General features: G+C 58.2%; 19 protein-coding genes. 14 read left to right on the plus strand and 5 right to left on the minus strand.

The features are described 5' to 3' along the window. The first annotated feature begins 40 nt into the window (after positions 1–40). From RA27_RS07615 to selD, 7 genes are read left to right on the plus strand one after another with little or no spacing between them, the layout of a single operon-like run. A complete protein-coding gene (locus RA27_RS07615) occupies positions 41–2911 on the plus strand; it encodes a monovalent cation/H+ antiporter subunit A (RefSeq protein WP_039536405.1) in 2871 nt (956 codons plus the stop codon). Continuing rightward, positions 2911–3270: a Na+/H+ antiporter subunit C gene (locus tag RA27_RS07620; protein ID WP_039536406.1), complete on the plus strand. Its 360-nt coding sequence runs from the start codon at positions 2911–2913 to the stop codon at positions 3268–3270. Before RA27_RS07615 ends, RA27_RS07620 begins: the two co-directional genes overlap by 1 nt. Beyond that, positions 3267–4814, plus strand: coding sequence for a monovalent cation/H+ antiporter subunit D (locus tag RA27_RS07625; protein ID WP_039536407.1), 1548 nt, complete (start codon positions 3267–3269; stop codon positions 4812–4814). Before RA27_RS07620 ends, RA27_RS07625 begins: the two co-directional genes overlap by 4 nt. After that, a complete protein-coding gene (locus tag RA27_RS07630; RefSeq protein ID WP_039537157.1) occupies positions 4814–5311 on the plus strand; it encodes a Na+/H+ antiporter subunit E in 498 nt (165 codons plus the stop codon). Before RA27_RS07625 ends, RA27_RS07630 begins: the two co-directional genes overlap by 1 nt. Next, positions 5308–5577 carry a K+/H+ antiporter subunit F gene (locus tag RA27_RS07635; protein WP_039536408.1) on the plus strand — a complete coding sequence of 90 codons (270 nt, stop codon included), beginning with the start codon at positions 5308–5310 and terminating at the stop codon, positions 5575–5577. The genes RA27_RS07630 and RA27_RS07635 overlap by 4 nt, the downstream gene beginning before the upstream one ends. Positions 5578–5584: 7 nt before the next feature. Beyond that, positions 5585–5971, plus strand: coding sequence for a Na+/H+ antiporter subunit G (locus RA27_RS07640; protein WP_039536409.1), 387 nt, complete (start codon positions 5585–5587; stop codon positions 5969–5971). Positions 5972–5976: 5 nt separating this feature from the next. Continuing rightward, positions 5977–8136, plus strand: coding sequence for a selenide, water dikinase SelD (gene selD / locus RA27_RS07645; RefSeq protein ID WP_039536410.1), 2160 nt, complete (start codon positions 5977–5979; stop codon positions 8134–8136). Here the strand turns inward: selD and mnmH are convergent. Then, positions 8127–9179: a tRNA 2-selenouridine(34) synthase MnmH gene (mnmH, locus tag RA27_RS07650; RefSeq protein WP_039536411.1), complete on the minus strand. Its 1053-nt coding sequence runs from the start codon at positions 9177–9179 to the stop codon at positions 8127–8129. The genes selD and mnmH overlap by 10 nt on opposite strands. Positions 9180–9330: 151 nt before the next feature. Here mnmH and RA27_RS07655 point away from each other — a divergent pair, with 151 nt between their 5' ends. Further along, a complete protein-coding gene (locus RA27_RS07655) occupies positions 9331–10983 on the plus strand; it encodes a sulfotransferase (protein WP_039536412.1) in 1653 nt (550 codons plus the stop codon). Between the two features lie 52 nt (positions 10984–11035). Here RA27_RS07655 and RA27_RS07660 read toward each other — a convergent pair whose 3' ends face one another. Continuing rightward, the gene (locus RA27_RS07660; protein WP_039536413.1) at positions 11036–12619 is read right to left on the minus strand and encodes a bifunctional metallophosphatase/5'-nucleotidase; all 1584 of its coding nucleotides are present in this window, start codon (positions 12617–12619) and stop codon (positions 11036–11038) included. A 108-nt stretch (positions 12620–12727) separates the two neighbouring features. Between RA27_RS07660 and RA27_RS07665 the strand changes: the two genes are divergently transcribed. Genes RA27_RS07665 through arsC form a run of 4 tightly spaced genes read left to right on the plus strand, consistent with a single transcriptional unit; the run spans position 12728 to position 14887 of the window. After that, on the plus strand, positions 12728–13066 hold the full coding sequence (locus tag RA27_RS07665; protein WP_039536414.1) for a DUF952 domain-containing protein: 339 nt from the start codon (positions 12728–12730) through the stop codon (positions 13064–13066). Next, positions 13063–13494 (plus strand): DUF1330 domain-containing protein, encoded by a 432-nt coding sequence (locus RA27_RS07670; protein WP_039536415.1) that lies wholly within the window; start codon positions 13063–13065, stop codon positions 13492–13494. Before RA27_RS07665 ends, RA27_RS07670 begins: the two co-directional genes overlap by 4 nt. Continuing rightward, the gene (locus tag RA27_RS07675) at positions 13491–14549 is read left to right on the plus strand and encodes a quinone-dependent dihydroorotate dehydrogenase (protein ID WP_039536417.1); all 1059 of its coding nucleotides are present in this window, start codon (positions 13491–13493) and stop codon (positions 14547–14549) included. Before RA27_RS07670 ends, RA27_RS07675 begins: the two co-directional genes overlap by 4 nt. After that, positions 14546–14887, plus strand: a complete 342-nt coding sequence (arsC, locus tag RA27_RS07680; protein ID WP_039536418.1) for an arsenate reductase (glutaredoxin) — start codon at positions 14546–14548, stop codon at positions 14885–14887. Before RA27_RS07675 ends, arsC begins: the two co-directional genes overlap by 4 nt. On the opposite strand, the gene RA27_RS07685 is transcribed toward arsC, so the two are convergent. From RA27_RS07685 to RA27_RS07695, 3 genes are read right to left on the minus strand one after another with little or no spacing between them, the layout of a single operon-like run. Then, positions 14884–16200 (minus strand): MATE family efflux transporter, encoded by a 1317-nt coding sequence (locus RA27_RS07685; protein WP_039536420.1) that lies wholly within the window; start codon positions 16198–16200, stop codon positions 14884–14886. The two genes, arsC and RA27_RS07685, sit on opposite strands and share 4 nt — an antisense overlap. Positions 16201–16202: 2 nt before the next feature. Then, positions 16203–16721, minus strand: a complete 519-nt coding sequence (locus RA27_RS07690) for a PaaI family thioesterase (protein WP_039536421.1) — start codon at positions 16719–16721, stop codon at positions 16203–16205. A 1-nt stretch (position 16722) separates the two neighbouring features. Further along, complete coding sequence (locus RA27_RS07695) at positions 16723–17142, minus strand: PaaI family thioesterase (protein WP_039536423.1); 420 nt, start codon at positions 17140–17142, stop codon at positions 16723–16725. Between the two features lie 118 nt (positions 17143–17260). On the opposite strand from RA27_RS07695, the gene RA27_RS07700 reads away from it, so the two are divergent. Together RA27_RS07700 and RA27_RS07705 are read left to right on the plus strand one after the other, a co-directional pair. Further along, positions 17261–17629: a MerR family DNA-binding transcriptional regulator gene (locus RA27_RS07700; protein WP_039536425.1), complete on the plus strand. Its 369-nt coding sequence runs from the start codon at positions 17261–17263 to the stop codon at positions 17627–17629. 174 nt (positions 17630–17803) lie between these two features. Then, positions 17804–18205 (plus strand): MerR family DNA-binding transcriptional regulator, encoded by a 402-nt coding sequence (locus tag RA27_RS07705; RefSeq protein ID WP_039536426.1) that lies wholly within the window; start codon positions 17804–17806, stop codon positions 18203–18205. The last annotated feature ends 10 nt before the right edge of the window (positions 18206–18215 follow it).

The following is an 18215-nucleotide window of genomic DNA, read 5'->3' on the forward strand; positions in this document are numbered from 1 at the left end:
AATCAGGACTACCTTGACCGCCCAGACCGGAGTATCGCACTTGTCCCTATTCCTTATCGCGGCCCTTCCCTTTCTCGGAGCTGTGTTTCCAGCCCTCCTGATCCGGGCAGGACGAAACGCAGCAGCATCCGCGGCCGGGTTGACCACCTTCCTCGCCCTCATGGGGCTGTTGATCCACATCCCCAGCGTTATGCGCGGAGATGTTGTGACGGCACGGTTCGACTGGATACCGGGGCTGGGACTGAACGCGAATTTCATGCTGGACGGGCTGGGCTTTCTATTCGCGCTGCTGATTCTGGGCATTGGCCTCCTGATCATTCTATACGCGCGATTCTACCTGTCCCGCGAAGACCCAATGGGGCAGTTTTATACTTATCTGCTGCTGTTTCAGGGTGCGATGGTCGGAATCGTTCTGTCCGACAACGTCCTTCTTCTGCTTATTTTCTGGGAGCTTACGTCGCTTAGCTCATTCCTTCTGATCGGATATTGGAGGCATCTGCCCGAAGGACGTCAGGGCGCACGTATGGCGCTGGCGGTGACCGGTTCAGGCGGATTGGCAATGATCGCGGGGATGCTGATTCTGGGTAATATTGTCGGCTCCTACGACCTCAGCGTGATCCTGCAAAATAAAGACCTGATTCAGACATCGCCCTATTACCTGCCCGCTCTGATCCTCATTCTGCTTGGCTGTTTCACCAAGTCGGCGCAGTTTCCGTTCCACTTCTGGCTGCCGCACGCCATGGCCGCGCCGACACCGGTTTCGGCCTACCTGCACTCGGCCACGATGGTGAAAGCCGGTCTGTTCTTGATGGCACGGATGTGGCCAGTGCTGGCTGGCACCGACGCCTGGTTCTACATCGTCGCTACAACCGGGCTGATCACCATGCTGATCGGTGCCGCCATCGCTTTGTTCAAGGACGACCTCAAAGCACTGCTTGCGTTCTCGACTGTCTCGCACCTTGGGCTGGTGACGATGCTGCTGGGCTTTGGCACCAAGATTGCCGTAGTCGCTGCCATTTTCCACATCATCAACCATGCAACGTTCAAAGCCGCCCTGTTCATGACCGCCGGCATCATTGACCATGAGGCCGGCACACGGGACATAAAGCGGCTTGGCGGGTTGCGCCATCTGATGCCGATCACCTTCACCATCGGCACTGTTGCTGCGTTGTCGATGGCTGGTCTGCCTCCGCTGAACGGCTTCCTCTCGAAAGAGATGATGCTTGAGGAGACCGTGCACACCACCTGGCTGCACTCGCACTATCTGGTGCCGGGGCTGGCGCTGCTCGCGGCGTTGTTTTCCGCTGCCTATTCCTTCCGTTTTGTTGCGCACGTCTTTCTGGGACCCGAGCGCGAAGACTATCCGACACACCCGCACGATCCGCCCGTCGGCCTATGGCTGGCTCCGGCATTCCTTGTGGTGTTGGTCGTCCTGATCGGCCTTTACTCGGCTGCCATCGTTGGCCCGCTTGTTGCCGTGGTTTCAAGCGCGGTAGTCGGCGGTGAGAAGCTACCCTATTATTCTCTGAAGCTTTGGCACGGCTTTACACCCGCTCTTTATATGTCCGTGGTTGCGACGCTGGGCGGCTTGTTCCTGTTGTCGCTGCACAAGCGCGGTGAGCAAATCTGGAATGCACTGCCCCGCCCAGAGGCCAAGGTGATCTTCGACGCGATCATCGGCGCCCTCACCCGCCTCAGTTGCTGGATTACCGATGAGCTGCACAACGGCGTGATCAGTCGCTACGCAATCATCCTGATAACCTTCACCGTCGGACTTGGGTATTACGCCTATTCCACTGGTACGATTGGTGTCGAAACACGCATACCTCTGCCCGCGCAGCCCATTCCAATCATCGGCTGGATCTGTCTGGTGGGCGCGACACTGGCGATCATGTGGTTCCACCGTAATCGCCTGCTTTCACTGGTGTTGATCGGCGTCGTCGGCCTGATCGTTTCGATGGCCTTCAACTATCTCTCGGCCCCGGATCTGGCGCTGACACAGATTTCGGTCGAGGTGGTGACGATGATCCTGTTGCTGCTGTCGCTGAACTTTCTGCCGACCGAGACGCCATGGGACAGCAGCGCATCGCGCCGTTGGCGGGATGCCGCGATATCCGTTGTTGCCGGGATTGGTTCAGGCGCTTTGATCTATGCTCTGATGATGCGGGACTTTGCATTTCCGACCATCTCGGATTTCCATTTGGCGAATTCGTACAAAGGTGGCGGCGGCACCAATGTGGTCAACGTCATCCTCGTCGACTTCCGGGGCTTTGATACCTTTGGCGAGATCATCGTTCTGGGCATCGCCGCATTGATCATCTTTGCGCTGACCGAGGCGGTTCTGAGCACTAATGTTCGCGGCTACTTGCTGAACCGCAAACCGCATTGGCCGCAATCGGGCGACTCACACCCGCTGATGATGGTTGTCGCCACACGGGTGATGATGCCGATTGCCCTGATGGTTGGCGCTTACATCTTCTTCCGCGGCCATAACCAGCCCGGCGGCGGCTTTATCGCCGGCCTGATCGTCGCCATCGCCTATCTGATGCAATACATGGCAAGCGGGTACACATGGGCCATCGAGCGACAGCGGTTCTACTATCACGGGACCATCGGCTGGGGCGTCCTGATCGCCGCTGCCACGGGCTTGGGTGCATGGTTCAACGAGCGCCCGTTCCTGACCAGCGATTTCGGCTATATCCACTGGCCACCACTGGAGGAGTTCGAATGGGCCACCGCAATCCTGTTCGATACCGGGGTATTCCTTGCGGTTCTGGGTGCCGTGATGCTAGCGCTCGACAGTCTGTCACGCTTTGCGTGGCAGCCGGGAATGGCGCAGGAATTCCCGATGGATATCAACCCGCTGCGGGACGACCCTCCTGAAGAAGAACAAGAGAAGGAGCAGGCCTGATGGAAGCGCTCGTAGCCTCTGCCGTAGGCGTCATGACCGCCGCCGGGATTTTCCTGATCCTGCGCCGCCGGACGTTTCCGGTGATTCTGGGTCTGTCACTGCTGACCTACGCAGTGAACGTGTTCCTGTTCGCAACCGGACGGCTTGCACTGGATGCGCCAGCCGTTCTGAACAAATACGAGGATGTGCCCTATACCGATCCGCTGCCGCAGGCGCTGGTGCTGACGGCCATCGTGATCTCGTTCGGCATGACCGCAGTGATCGTGATGATCTCGCTGTCCGCCTATCTGTCCTCAAAAGATGACCATATCGACATGAGCGCAAGCGACAGCACGGACGCGCCGGGAGAAGACGCATGAACCACTGGATCGTTGCGCCGATCGTCCTGCCCGCGATCCTGGCCCCGTTCATCATCATGGTGCTGCGGTACCATTTGGATTTGCAGCGCATTTTTTCGGTCGCAGGTGTGGTTGGTCTTCTGGGTATCGCGCTGACCATTACCGCGCAGGCGACGACTGGTGAAATTCAGGTTTATGAGCTGGGAGATTGGCCCGCACCGTTTGGCATCGTGCTGGTGCTGGACCGTATGTCGGCGATGATGGTGCTGTTGACCGCTTTGCTGGCCCTGCCCATTGTCCTTTACGCCATCGGCTCGGGGTGGGATGACAGAGGCAAGCATTTCCACGCCCTGTTCCATTTCCAGCTCATGGGAGTATGCGGTGCCTTCCTGACCGGCGATGCGTTCAACCTTTTCGTGTTTTTCGAAGTTCTGCTGATCGCCTCCTACGGCTTGATGACTCATGGCGGCGGCGCGGTACGGCTGAAGGCCGGGGTGCAATACGTCACCTATAACCTGCTGGGATCGACCCTGTTCCTGTTTGCGCTGGGGACCATCTATTCCGTGACCGGCACGCTTAATATGGCTGATCTCGCGGTCCGTGTGGCCGAAATCCCGCCTGAGGATACAGCTCTGCTGCGTGTCGGCGCGGTACTGCTGCTGTTGGTTTTCTGCATCAAGGCCGCTGTGCTGCCATTACACTTCTGGCTTCCCGCCAGTTACGCCAATGCACCGCTGCCTGTGGCGGCTCTGTTCGCGATCATGACCAAGGTCGGTGCCTATTCTATCTTGCGGGTATACACGCTCGCTTTTGGACCGGATGTCGCGGTGACTGAAGGGCTGGTGGGCACATGGCTGCAACCAGCTGCCATGGTGACCCTTGCGGTGGGTGCCATCGGCATTCTGGGTTCGCAACACATCGCGCGTATGGTTGCCTTCTGCGCCATTACCTCGATGGGCACGCTTCTGATCGCCATCTCGCTGTTCAGTGAGGTCGCAACGGCTGCCGCGCTCTATTACATTTTCCACTCGACCCTTGCGACAGCACTGCTGTTTCTTGTGGCGGACATGGTGATGGAACGCCGCGGCGGAGCCATCGCGCCAACGGCACCGATGCCGCAAACCGGCCTGATCTCGGCCCTGTTCTTTGTTGGTGCAATAGCGATGGCCGGGATGCCGCCGCTTTCGGGCTTCGTCGGCAAGCTTCTGGTTCTGGACGCATCGCGTGGCGCACCGGATGCCACCGCAGTCTGGGCAGTTATCCTGATCGGGTCCTTCGTCACCATAGTGGGTCTGGCCCGTGCGGGATCGCTGATTTTCTGGAAGAGCCATGATGCTCAGGTCGTTCCCCCGCCGGAGCCAGAAGATGAAGAGGCAACGGACATCGCCGTCGCAGCACCTGAGCCGCATCCGGGCCTCGCGTTCAGCTCGGTCTTTGGCGCGGTGCTTGGCCTGATTCTGCTGACGCTGTTTGCAGGGCCGGCATTGCAGTACACCAGTAAGACAGCAGAGCAGTTGTTTACACCCGACAACTACATCTCGGCTGTGCTAGGGAGGGAAGAATGATCAAGCTGCTGCATCGGATATTCCCGCATCCTCACCTGACCATTCTGCTTACTCTGGTCTGGATGCTGCTGGCGAACTCGCCGTCATTGAACTCGCTGGTGTTTGGCCTGTTGCTGGGGATCATCATTCCGTTCATCACGCAGCCCTATTGGCCCGATCGGCCCAAGCTGCGCAACTGGCCAATGGTCGTTGAATACATGCTTGTCGTCCTGTGGGACATCGTGATGGCAAATATCACGGTTGCCCGGATCATTCTGTTCAAACGGGATGCCGACCGTCGACCGGCCTTTGTCAGCGTACCTCTGGAACTGCGCACGCCCGAAGCCATCACAGTACTGGCCGGGACCATCACCATGACACCGGGCACCGTCAGTTGCGATCTGTCCGCACAAGGGCACAACCTGCTGGTTCATTGCCTGGATGCGCCAAACCCCGAAGAAGTACGGGACGAAATCAAACGCCGCTACGAGCGCCGCCTCAAGGAGATTTTCGAATGATCGAATATGCGATTTCCTTTGCATTTGCCTGTTTCGGAGCGGCAATCATGATGTGCCTGTGGCGGATCATTACCGCCGATGGCGTTGGCACACGGGTACTGGCGCTGGATACGATGGTTATCAATACCATTGCTCTGATGATCCTGTACGGCCTGAGGCTGGGCACTGAGATTTTCTTTGAGGCCGCGATGATCATCGCCATGCTGGGGTTCGTCTCAACTGTTGCCTATGCGCGCTTCATGCTGCGCGGCAATATCATCGAGTGAGGGCGGTATGGAGTTTCTGTTTCAACTGCTCATCGCCTTCTTCCTGATTGTCTCGGGCATATTCGGCTTTGTCGGCTCGTTCGGCATGATCAAGCTGAAAGATCCCATGTCCCGCCTGCACGCCCCGACCAAGGCAACCACGCTGGGCGTGGGCGGCGTGTTGCTGGCCTCGATCGCGCATTCGGTTCTGATTGAGGGCAAGTTGTCTCTGCACGAGCTGCTGATTACGCTGTTTCTGTTCCTGACTGCCCCGATCACGGCCCTGTTCATTGCCAAATGGCACATTCACCGCCATGAAAAGCCCAGTGATCTGCCGGACGCAGGCGAGGATGAGCTTTGGGCCACCCACGCGGTCGAGCAGGTCGAGGACGTCCCGGACCACAGCGCGAACTAAGTACCATGCAGACACCTCCGTTGCCCCTGACCCGCGATCTGGTTTTGGTTGGCGGGGGTCACACCCATGCATTGCTGTTGCGGAAGTGGGGCATGAACCCGCTGCCCGGCGCGCGGGTGACCATGGTAAACCCCGGTCCCACAGCACCCTATTCGGGGATGCTGCCGGGTTTTGTCGCCGGCCACTATAAGCGGTCGGAATTAGATATAGATCTGATACGTCTGGCCCGCTTCGCCGACGCCCGGGTGATACTTGGCACCGTCGAGGGCATCGATCCAAACAAGCGTCAAATCCATGTTCCCGGACGCCCACCGGTGGCGTTTGATGTTGCCTCGGTCAATGTCGGAATCACGTCCGACATGCCCGCGTTGTCCGGATTTGCCGAACATGCCGTCCCGGCCAAGCCACTTGGCCCCTTCGCGGCGCAATGGGAAAGGTATCTTTCGGACTCCGGCCCCGCCTCGGTCGCCGTGATTGGCGGCGGTGTTGCCGGAGCTGAACTGGTCATGGCGATGGCCCACGCGCTGCGATCCAAAGGGCGCGAGGCGCAGGTCACGCTGATCGATAGTGCAACGGCCTTGACCGCAACTGTCCCCAAGGCCTCCGCCACAATCCGTCAGTCGATGGAGCGGCTCGGGATCGAGGTTCTGGAGCACGCGTCCATCAGGCAGATAATAGCGGGTCAAATCGAACTCAGTGATGGCCGTCAGATACCCGCCGATTTCATAACCGGCGCGGCGGGTGCGCGACCCTATGAATGGATATCGGATAGCGGCCTCGCGCTTCACGACGGCTTCATCAAAGTGAACCCGTACCTGCAGTCCAGCGATCCCGCAATCTTTGCTGCCGGAGATTGCGCCCACCTGTCGGAAAACCCACGCCCCAAGGCCGGGGTCTATGCGGTGCGCGAGGCCCCGATTCTGTATGACAACCTGCGCGCCGCGCTGGGTGCGGGACGAATGCGGCGCTATGTACCTCAAAAGGATTACCTGAAACTCATCTCACTGGGCGACAAATCCGCGTTGGCCGAACGGTTTGGAACATCGTTCAGCGGTACCCTTATGTGGAAATGGAAAAACCAAATCGACCAGCGTTTCATGAACCGGTTCCGCGATCTGCCTCACATGTCCGCTGCTGTATTGCCCCGGCAACACGCAGCTGGGTTGCGTGAGGCATTGGGTGAGAAACCCATGTGCGGTGGCTGCGGCGCCAAGGTTGGTCGAGGGGCTTTGCAAACCGCTCTGCAGGAAATACCTCGGCTGGAGCGATCCGACATCACCCCCCTTCCCGGCGATGATGCGGCGCTGCTGACAACCGGTTCCGTACGGCAGGTCATGACATCGGATCACCTGCGCAGCTTCACCAACGACCCCGCCCTGATGACCCGCATTGCCGCTGTTCACGCGCTTGGCGACATTTGGGCGATGGGTGCACGACCGCAAGCCGCGACCGCCACGATCATCCTGCCCCGCATGTCCGCCACGTTGCAGCAGCGCACAATGACCGAGATCATGCGCATCGCCAGCGAAGTCATGCATCATGCCGGAGCCGAGATCGTGGGTGGCCACAGCTCAATGGGGGATGAAACGACCATTGGCTTTACGCTGACGGGGCTTTGCGATGCCGATCCCATCACTCTGAGCGGAGCGAAACCTGATGACGCACTGATCCTGACAAAACCGCTGGGCAGCGGCGTTCTGATGGCTGCCGAGATGGCAGGTCAAGCGGAAGGAGCGTGGGTCGCCGCAGCCTTCCAGCAGATGGTGCAACCGCAAAGTGAGGCATCCAGGATTCTGCACAACGCTCATGCAATGACGGATGTCACCGGGTTTGGTCTGGCTGGTCACCTACAGGGTATGTGTGACGCGTCAGGTTGCGGGGCGACGTTGTCGTTGGACTCGATCCCGATCATGACAGGCGCAACAGAGTTAAGCGATCAGGGCGTCCGCTCGACGATCTACGCTGACAACCGGGCCATCGCGCCGGAACTTCCAAGCGGCGGCAAGACCGACCTGTTGTTCGATCCACAAACCGCCGGAGGTCTTTTGGCCGCCGTTGCAGCAGATCAGGCCGACGTTTTGTGCGACAAACTGCGGGCCGCTGGATATCCCGCTGCCCAGATCGGTCACATGAACAGCACGCCGGGGCTGCGCGTTCAAAGCTGATCCAGAACCTTTTCGATCCGGGCCGCCGTCGCTGACAGCCCGGTATGGTCAAGTGAAGGCGCATCAATCTGCGCGATCACTTCGGCGCGCTGCGCTTTTCGGGATTTGGCGTAAGCCGGATCGTAGTGTTGTTCCATCAAAGCCTGTGTCAGCCCTCGCTTATCCCCTGCATCAATCATGTCCAGCCAACCGTCAATCACCTCATGGCCGCGATGAAACCTCAAGGGAGACAAACGGTCACGCAGCCGTTCGCTATCGGACAGGATGTCGTCATAGGCAGAAACCAGATATGCGGTGCGCGCGGCTATCGGGGCAGTGATCTGGATGCGTGGCGCCAAACACAGGGCCGACCAAAGGCTGGGTGGAAGGATCAGATTCCCGATCTTGGACGATTCCGCCTCGACTATGACAGGTTGCGCCATATCCAGGCCAGCCAATGCGGCGGCCAAAGCGGATTCAAAGGCTTTCTGACTGGGCTGGCCACCCGGCATTTCCCCAAGCAGCGACCCTCGGTGATTAGCGAGCCACTCGAGATCCAGCACCTGCACACCCAGATCCCGCAGATGTCCCAGCAGATCGGTTTTGGCAGTGCCTGTATAACCGTCCAGCGCAACCAATCGATATGGCAGCGCGTCATCATACAGGAACTGCTTCACCAATCGGCGATAGGAACGATACCCGCCTTCCACGACCTCGGCCCGCCAACCGATCTGTTGCAGCATCCACGTAAAAGACCCCGACCGCTGCCCACCGCGCCAGCAATAGACCAGAGGTTGCCAGTCGCCCTCGTGATGGCTGAGGCTGTTTTCAATGTGCCCCGCCGCATTGCGAAACACCAAAGCGGCTCCTAACTTGCGTGCCAGAAACGGGCTTTCCTGAACGTAGATCGTGCCGACCCGCGCGCGTTCGTCATTGTCCAGAACCGGCAGATTGATGGCGCCCGGCATGTGGTCCTCGGCAAACTCCGCCGGACTGCGCACATCGATAACGGTATCAAACGTGTGGCTATAGAGCTGCTGCAAGCTTGAGAATTTCAACACCATGTCAGCGGTCTAACCCGCAAGTTATCGGAAGAAAAGCCGTGCAGCCAATAGTTATACCCGAACGCCGCATCGATGAGTTATTGCAAACCCTTCTCGGTTGAGTAATGAACCGTCGGTATTGGTTTCATTCTGGCATGGGACGTGCACTCATATGGCACAACAGACCGCAAAATCACTCAAGAGCAAAGCGTTGAGCGATCTGGAGGCGGGAAAGCTACCTCAGGCGTTGAAAAAGGCGCAACTGGGTATCAAGAAATTCCCCAACGATTCCGACTACCATGCCATCGCGGGTTTCGTTCTGACCGAAATGAAACGGTACAAGCAATCCATCCCGCATTTCGTCGAAGCGTCGCGGATGAAGCCTGACGATGCACAATTCGTCGAGAACTTGGCCAATGCGCTGATGCAGACGGGCCAGATACCCCGGGCCCTGTCTTACGCCGAACACAAGCTGGAACAATTTCCGAACAACAAGGAACTGGCCCGTGTCATCGACGAAATCCAGCTTAAAGGGCGAAATTGGCGCCTGATCATCGAGTATATCACGCAAAAGCTGGAAAAAGACCCCGACAACGCCGATCTGCTGTCGTCGCGCGCCCGTGCATATGGGGAAGTTGGATTTGCAGAACACAGCTCTCGGGACGTTTCACGCGCTTACGAGCTGGCGCCCGAAAAAGAGCTGATCGCGCTTTCAAAAGCCACGGATCTCCATCAATCAGGGGACAAGGAGGCGGCCAAGAGCATTTTGTGGTCCGTACTGGATGCAAACCCACGCAGTTCGATCGCACTCTATCGGTTGTCTATGATGGCAGACAAAGATCAATCTGAACAACTTTCTGCAGCAATTGATACAGCCCTGTCGGAAAGCGAGCACGCCAATTCGGTGCTTGAGTTTGCAAAGGCGCTTACGGTCTCGAGGCATGAAGGTCTAAGCGCGGCGCTGCCTCAATTCGCGCGGGCGAACGCCATACAGCACGATATCAACCCGTACGATAACGCACGCGAAGAAGAACGGTTCAACGAAATCTGCAAGATATTTCCTTTGGATGCACCGCCCCCGACATCCGGCCAGAGCGATACACCAACTCCGATCTTCGTAATCGGGCAGCCACGCTCGGGCACAACGTTGATGGAAATGATGCTCAGTTCTGCGCCTGATATCGCGGGGTGTGGTGAGCTGATTATAGCGGGTGAATTGTCACAGCAAATCATGGACGATGGCAAAACGTTCGACGCGGATGCGGCAGCTGAATTCGCCAGGGAATACCGCAGGCTGATGCCGCCGATACCTGAGGGCTCGACCGCGTTCGTGGACAAGATACCGCACAACTATCAGAGACTTGGATTTATTTTGTCGGCGTTCCCGAATGCCCGCGTGATCAACATGATGCGCGACCCGCGCGATGTTGGGCTATCCAAATGGATCAGGCGTTTCCACGCGCCGGGAATGCGGTATGCGTCAAATCTTGAATCGATCGCCCATTCCGCCAACCTGTACCGTCGATATCTCGCGCATTGGAACAGGGTGTTCAGCGGCCGGATTCTGACCATCGCGTATGAAGACCTGGTCGCCGATCCCAAGACCTATAGTCAGAAGGCCGCCGCATTCTGCGATATCGAATGGGATGCGCGGATGATGTCCCCGGAAAAAAACACCAAACAGGTCCGCACGGCCAGTATCGACCAGGTGCGTAAGAAGATCTCGACCAGTTCAATCGGTGGCTGGCGTGACGTAGCGGAACATATTCAACCGATGTTGGACGGCTTCGACCCAATGTTGTGGCCCGAATACAAATTCGACTGACCCATGAAAAAGGCCGCCCCGAAGGGCGGCCTTTGCGATTGTTGAGGCCGCATCACTTCTGTTTGATACGCCCATCCAGATAGGGCTGATACGGCGCATTCTCGGCTAGGTATTCAGCCGTGACATCGGCCAGATCAGGCCCGAAATCATAAGCGTTCTTGTCATCGCCTGAAAACACGCTGTATCCATCACCGCCATTGCGGACATAGTCGTTTGTAACAACCATATAGGTTGCCGCAGGGTCGATGGGCTCAAAACCATCGCCTTTTGCCACCATGACCTCGACAATCCGGCCCTCATTGGGTGCGACCGACGGGTCCCATGTAAAGGTCATACCCGCCACCTGCGGGAAACGGCCCTTGACCTCTTCAACCTGACTGACACCATTCTCCAGCGCGTCGATGACGCCCTGACCGCTGATCTCAAAGGTCGACAATGTGTTCTGGAAGGGCAGAACCGTCAGAACTTCACCCATGGTCACTTCGCCAGGATCGATCGAGGCCCGCAGCCCTCCCGAATTGGCAATCGCAAGTTGGACGCCCTGATCGGCAACCCGCGCCAGCATCGCGTCTGCGACCAGGTTGCCCATCTCGCACTCCTGAACACGGCAGACCGCACGATCGCCCTCGATAGATGCCGCCGTGTTCGCCACGACCCGTTTCTTCATTTCTTCAATCGGCGCCCCCATTTCGGCAACGCGCGCCGCGATTTCGGCATCCGGCACGACCGATGCATCAAGAAGAATCGGCTCGCCTTCGGCGGAGATCAGATTTCCATCATCATCAAATGTGAGGGTCACTTCGCCAAGATACTTCGAGTAGGCATAGGCCTGAACGACAGGAACATCGCCAACCATCAACGGATAAGATCCAGCTGCGCCCTCCTGGGTATTGGACAACAGAGTGTGTGAGTGCCCACCAATAACCAGATCAAGACCGGGTACTTTCTCGGCGATTTCGATGTCTTTGGCCAAGCCCACATGGGTGAGTGCAATGACGATATCGACGCCATCGGCCTGCAGCGCTTCGACATCGGCAGTCAGGCTGTCAATTTCGTCCTGGAACACCACATCTTTACCCGGGCTCGAAGTGTCCACGGTATCCGTAGCCAGCGCCGAGACGATACCTATCTTCTGCCCACCCAGTTCCAGAACGAGATGGTTTCCCACTTTGCCTTTCAGTTCCGCAGAAGTCGACAGATCGAGATTGCCCGAGATGACAGGGAAACTGACGGCATCAATAAACGCCGCCAGACCTTCCGGGCCGTCGTCGAATTCGTGGTTTCCGACTGCCATCGCATCATAGCCGATGGCGTCCATAAACTCGGCTTCGGCAGCGCCTTTGTAGGTCGTGTAGAACAGCGACCCCTGGAACGGGTCGCCTGCATCCAACAGCAGAACGTTTTCATCTGCCAGTTCGTCACGCTTCGAATCCACAATGGCTTTCAAGCGCGCGACACCACCGAAACACTTTCCTTCGGCCTCACCCTCGGCATCGCAGGTCGAATCGTACTTGTTGATCGACTCGATGCGGCTGTGAATGTCGTTTGTGTGCAGAATCGTGAGCTTATACTCGGCAGCCGCCATGCCGGCGGTCAGGCCCAATACGGCAGCCGAGGCGAGAAAACGGGTGAACATCTTGAAACTCCCTGTCGTTGTTTGGCGTGATCGTGCGCCTTGCATCGGAAAGAGTCAAAGGGGGAAATCCGGCTTGATTCCAGCAGCCGCGCGGGGCATCAGACCCATATGCTGATTTACAAGATTTTTCGGGCTGACGAATGGGCCGACTTGCAGGCGAATGGGGCCTCGGACGGTGCGCCGATTGATATCACTGATGGGTTCGTTCATTTCTCGACCGCCGAGCAAGCCGCCGAAACGGCCGCCAAGCACTTTGCGGGTATCGAGGGCCTCGTTCTGCTTGCCTGCAACGCAGAGGAAATGGGCGACGACCTGAAATGGGAGGTCTCGCGCGGCGGCGCGCTGTTCCCTCATCTCTATCGCCAGATTCGCATGGCCGACGTGATCTGGTCGTGTGCTTTACCCTTCGATGGTAAGCAGCACAAATTCCCGGAGCAGATGGAATGACCAGTTTTGTCGATCCGGATCGCGTTCAATTCGAAGCCTTTAAGGGGCTGAACCGGGATCATCCGATCGAGATGCTCAATCTGGTAAGGTTTCGCGCCAAAGCCGAATACCCAGTCGATCACGCGCTTGCGGATGCCGGACTGACCGGTGCTCAGGCCTATCGCAACTACGGGGTCGAGACCGCCCCGATCATAGAGCGCATCGGCGCATCGATCCTGTGGCGCGGGGCGTTTCAAACGACACTGATCGGTCCTTCGGATGAGGTATGGGATGAGGTGTTTATCGCCCGCTATCCCAACGCTCATGCATTTCTTGAAATGGTGACAGACCCGATCTATCGCAGCGCCGTGATACATCGGCAGGCAGCGGTCGAAACATCGCGCCTGATCCGCTGCGCACCAACCAAAATTGGAACTTCATTCGGATGAAACTGACCGAGAAACTTGGACTTGCCGCGCTGCATCGCCTTGACCCGGAAACCGCGCACGGGCTGTCGATCAAAGCTCTCAAATCCGGCCTCGCCCCGATGCCGGGCCCTGTGACGTCCGACCGACTTAAGACCGAACTGGCCGGGCTCAATCTGCCAAATCCGGTCGGACTGGCCGCCGGGTTCGATAAGAACGGTGAAGTTCTGGGGCCGCTGTCCCGCGTCGGTTTCGGCTTTGTCGAGGTTGGCGCCGTGACACCCCGACCACAGCCCGGAAACCCGAAACCACGCCTGTTCCGCCTGACTGAAGACCAAGCCGCGATCAACCGGTTCGGTTTCAACAACGAGGGGATGGAGGTGATGGCCACACGCCTTGCAAACCGCCCCAAAGATGCGGTGATCGGCCTCAATCTCGGGGCGAACAAAGACAGTGACGACCGGCCGGGTGACTTTGCCAAAGTGCTGGCCCATTGTGCCCGGCATCTGGATTTTGCCACGGTCAATGTTTCGTCACCCAACACCGAAAAGCTGCGTGATCTGCAGGGAAAGGCGGCGCTGAGTGCGTTGCTCAATGGTGTCATCGAAACCCGTGACGCGCTGCCGCGCCCGCTGCCCGTGTTCCTGAAAATTGCCCCCGACCTGACTGAGGCCGAGTTGCAGGACATTGCCGATGTCGCCCGTGAAACCGGCGTGGATGCGGTGATCGCCTCCAACACTACTTTGTCCCGTGATGGCTTACGCAGCGACCACAAGGATCAGGCAGGTGGCTTGTCTGGTGCACCGTTGTTCGAGAAATCGACCCGTGTGCTGGCGCAACTCAGCCAGCTAACGAACGGGGACATACCGCTTATTGGCGTCGGCGGCATCAGCACGGCAGAACAAGCCTATGCCAAGATCTGCGCCGGGGCGTCGGCGGTGCAGTTCTATACCGCAATGGTTTACGGCGGAATATCCCTTGCCGCGGACATTGCAAACGGGTTGGACAACCTTTTGGCCCGTGACGGATATTCGACGGTCGCGCAAGCGGTCGGCAGCAAACGGGAGGATTGGTTGTGATCGAGTATTGGCATAACCCGCGCTGTTCAAAGTCACGCGCCGGGCTGGCGTTGCTGGAAGAAAAAGGTGCCGTGGTCGAGGTTCGAAAGTACCTTGAAAACGCGCCTGCGATTGATGAAATCCATCAGGTACTGGCCTTGCTTGGGATATCGGCGATTGAAATGATGCGCACCGGCGAGAAACAGTTCAAAGAGCTGGGCCTGACCAAAACCTCACCCGAGGACGCACTGATCGCGGCAATGGCTGAACATCCGATCCTGATCGAGCGCCCGATAGCGATTGCAAGTGGCAAAGCCGCAATCGGGCGGCCACCCGAGATTTTGCTTGGTCTGCTTTAGGCAATCCGGGCTTCAAGCTTGGGGTATCGCCAACCCAGTGTTGCGCCCCGCGCGACGTTCAACACCATCAGCGCCGCCCACAGCCCGTGATTGCCAAAGATCGGGACAAGAATGAGCAAGGCGATGACATATATAGCAACTGACTGGATCATCGCGTTGCGCATATCTCGGGTCCACGTGGCCCCAATATAGATTCCATCGAACATCCAGCTTGCCACACCGATCACGGGCGCAAGCGCGGCCCAGAACAGATACTCCCGCGCGGCGAGCCGAACGTCCGGCGACGTCGACATCAGATCTATCAATGCAGGCCCTGCCAGATAGAATATCAGCCCCAGAGCAATGGCTCCGCCCACGCCCCATTGCGACGCCATAACCGAGGCGCGCCTGACCTGTAATCGGTTGCCTGCGCCCACAGCACCGCCCACCAATGCCTCGGCCGAGAAGGCAAAACCATCAAGGGCAAAGGCCGTGATCTCAAGAAACTGCAGCAGCACCTGATTGGCGGCCAGATTGACATCGCCCAGATCGGAACCCACGAACAAAAAGGTCGTGAACGCACCGGTGAGAAGAACTGACCGAACCATGATGTCTACATTCACCTGCATCATCCGCCGCAGTCTGTTGGCGTCGAAAACGCGTGGCCAGTCCCTCCACTGATTGCCGGCGAAAGCGGTGCGGCACAACCAAAGGCCAAGTGTGAGCCCCGACCACTCGGCAATCAGGGTAGCGATGGCAACACCTTCAACACCCCAGCCCAGGCCAAGGACAAACCACAGGTCCAGCGCGATATTCAAACCATTCATCCAGACCTGCAGGATGAACACACTTCTTGTCCGCTCGACGGCGATCAGCCAGCCGGTGACCGCATAAAGCGCGATGGTTGCCGGTGCGCCCCAGATTCGAATCTGCAGGTAATCCCGCGTCAGGGATTCAACTTCTGCACTGGCAGGCGACAAGGCAAACGCACCCAGAAAAATCCAAACCTGCAGGGCGACAAATAAAAGCCCGGCACTCCCTCCAAGCAACAGCCCGCGCGTCAGCAACGCACCCGTTTCGGCAGTATCCCCTGCCCCCCGCGCCTGTGCGACCAGACCGGTCGTTCCCATCCGAAGAAAGCCGAATATCCAGTAAATCGCCGACAGGATCACCGCGCCCATGCCAACGGCCCCTATCGGAGCGGCCTGCCCCATCTGACCCACAACGCCTGTGTCCACCGCCCCCAGGATCGGAACGGTTGCGTTGGACAGTACGATCGGTAACGCAATTTTCAGCACGCGCCGATGCGTGATGGGCGCGTTCGCGTCCTCCATGCTCACGCCTTGGGTGTCGGCGGCTGCGGCATCAGGAAATGCCCCGTACCCTGAGCAAACAGTTTGGCATGATTGTCCTGCCACGCCTCAACGCGAACCGACGCATAACGCCGCCCCGCGCGGTTGATGAAAGCACGGGCATAGGCATCCCGCGGCAGGCCTGAGCGTAAATAGTCGACCGTGAAATCTATGGTTTTCGGAAAGCGGATATTCTCATCCGTCAGAATCTCTTCAGCGCCGATCTCACCGCTTTCGATCCTTGGGAACATATGCTCCCAGCTCAGCGTGATCACGGCGGTGACTTCGAGAAACGCCGCCGTCACCCCGCCGTGGATCGCGGGCAGAAAGGGGTTTCCGATCAGTTTTTCGTCGAAATTCAGCACTCCGGTCAGTTCATCGCCCCTGCGGTCGAAGGTAATGTTGAGAAACCGGATATACGGCACCCCCTCGATCAGCGCCGTCAATGCGGCGTCACGGCGTTGCTTGACGACCTGCATGGGTTCGGGACGGGGCCGCGCCATCTCAGCGGCCTTCCACGGTGAAGGCTCCCGAAGCGGTCGCAACCGGCCGATCGCTGTCGTCATCCGTTGCCGTCGCCCGAACAAAGGCCACATTGCGAGTGATGTGATAGCAGGTCGCGCGGGTCCGGATGCTCTGCCCCGGCGTTGCAGCCCGCATATAGTCGATACGAAGATCGATGGTGGCTGTCCCTCCGGGCGCCGAAGGATGGCTCATCACCGCCGCGCCACAACAGGTGTCGAGCATGGCTGAAACCGCGCCGCCATGGATCACGCCAGTCCTCGGATCGCCGATCAACTGCTTATTATACGGCATGGAAATTTCCGCTTCTCCCTCACCGATATGGGTCAGGTCGAGCCCCAGAGCCTTGGCGTGCGGAATCGCCTGAATAAACTGGCGCGCTAAATCTGTCTTGTCGACCATGGGGTTGGGTCCTGTGTTCTTGCCTGCCCCTTTATGGGCTTGCACCCAAGCAAAGGGCAAGCCCGCCTGTTGCGCTTACCGCCACGACGCCCTAGGTTGCTGCCAAGGAGACCCCGGAATGTCCGACAACCGTTTGTCATTCAAAGAGATGTGCGCCGAGTTCGACGTAACTCCGCGCACTCTGCGCTATTACGAATACATTGAATTGCTGCAACCTGACCGCGAAGGCAGGTCGCGTTTTTATGGACCTCGTGAATGTGCGCGGATGAAGCTGATCCTGCGCGGTCGTAAATTTGGGTTCCCTCTGGAGGAGATTCGCCAATGGCTGTTGATCTACGAGGATCAGGGCAACCAGGCGCAGATGGCAACCTTCATCGAGATGGCGGATCGGCAGATGGAAGAGCTGCGCCAGCAGCGCGCACAACTGGATGAAGCGATGGATGCGCTGCAGCAATTGCGCGACCAGACGGTCAAACTGTTAAAGTAAACGCCCTTCCCTTACGGCAACAAAATTGCCGAAACACCTGTTTACGCGACCGGATGTTACGTCAACTTATTTGTGACGCAGCGTCTGCATTACGTAAACGTCACTTGTGTGTTGTAAAACGCTCATCGGCTGCGCAACTCAGGTTGCATGACGCCAGTGATGAGAGTTTGAACCATGACCGAAGATCTGCTGACCATCCGCGAGATGTGCGAGACCTATGATGTCACGCCCCGCACATTGCGGTTCTACGAGGCCAAAGAGCTTTTGTTTCCGATCCGCGAAGGCCAAAAACGCCTGTTCACCAAACGGGACCGTGCGCGCCTGAAACTGATCCTGCGCGGCAAGCGCTTTGGCTTCAGCCTGGAGGAAATCCGCCAGCTTCTGGACCTGTATCACGTGGGTGACCAGCAGCTGACGCAGATGTCCCGCACCTACGAGATCGCGTGCGAACGTCTGGCCGACATGGAATCGCGCCGCGAGGAACTGACCCAGGCCATCGACGAACTGAAAGAGCAGCTGCGCTGGGGCGAGAAGGTTATCGCCTCGATGAAACAGGAAAAGAAGGCGGCTGAATAAACCCGCCTCC

The organism is Ruegeria sp. ANG-R (assembly GCF_000813985.1).
Lineage (GTDB): Bacteria > Pseudomonadota > Alphaproteobacteria > Rhodobacterales > Rhodobacteraceae > Ruegeria.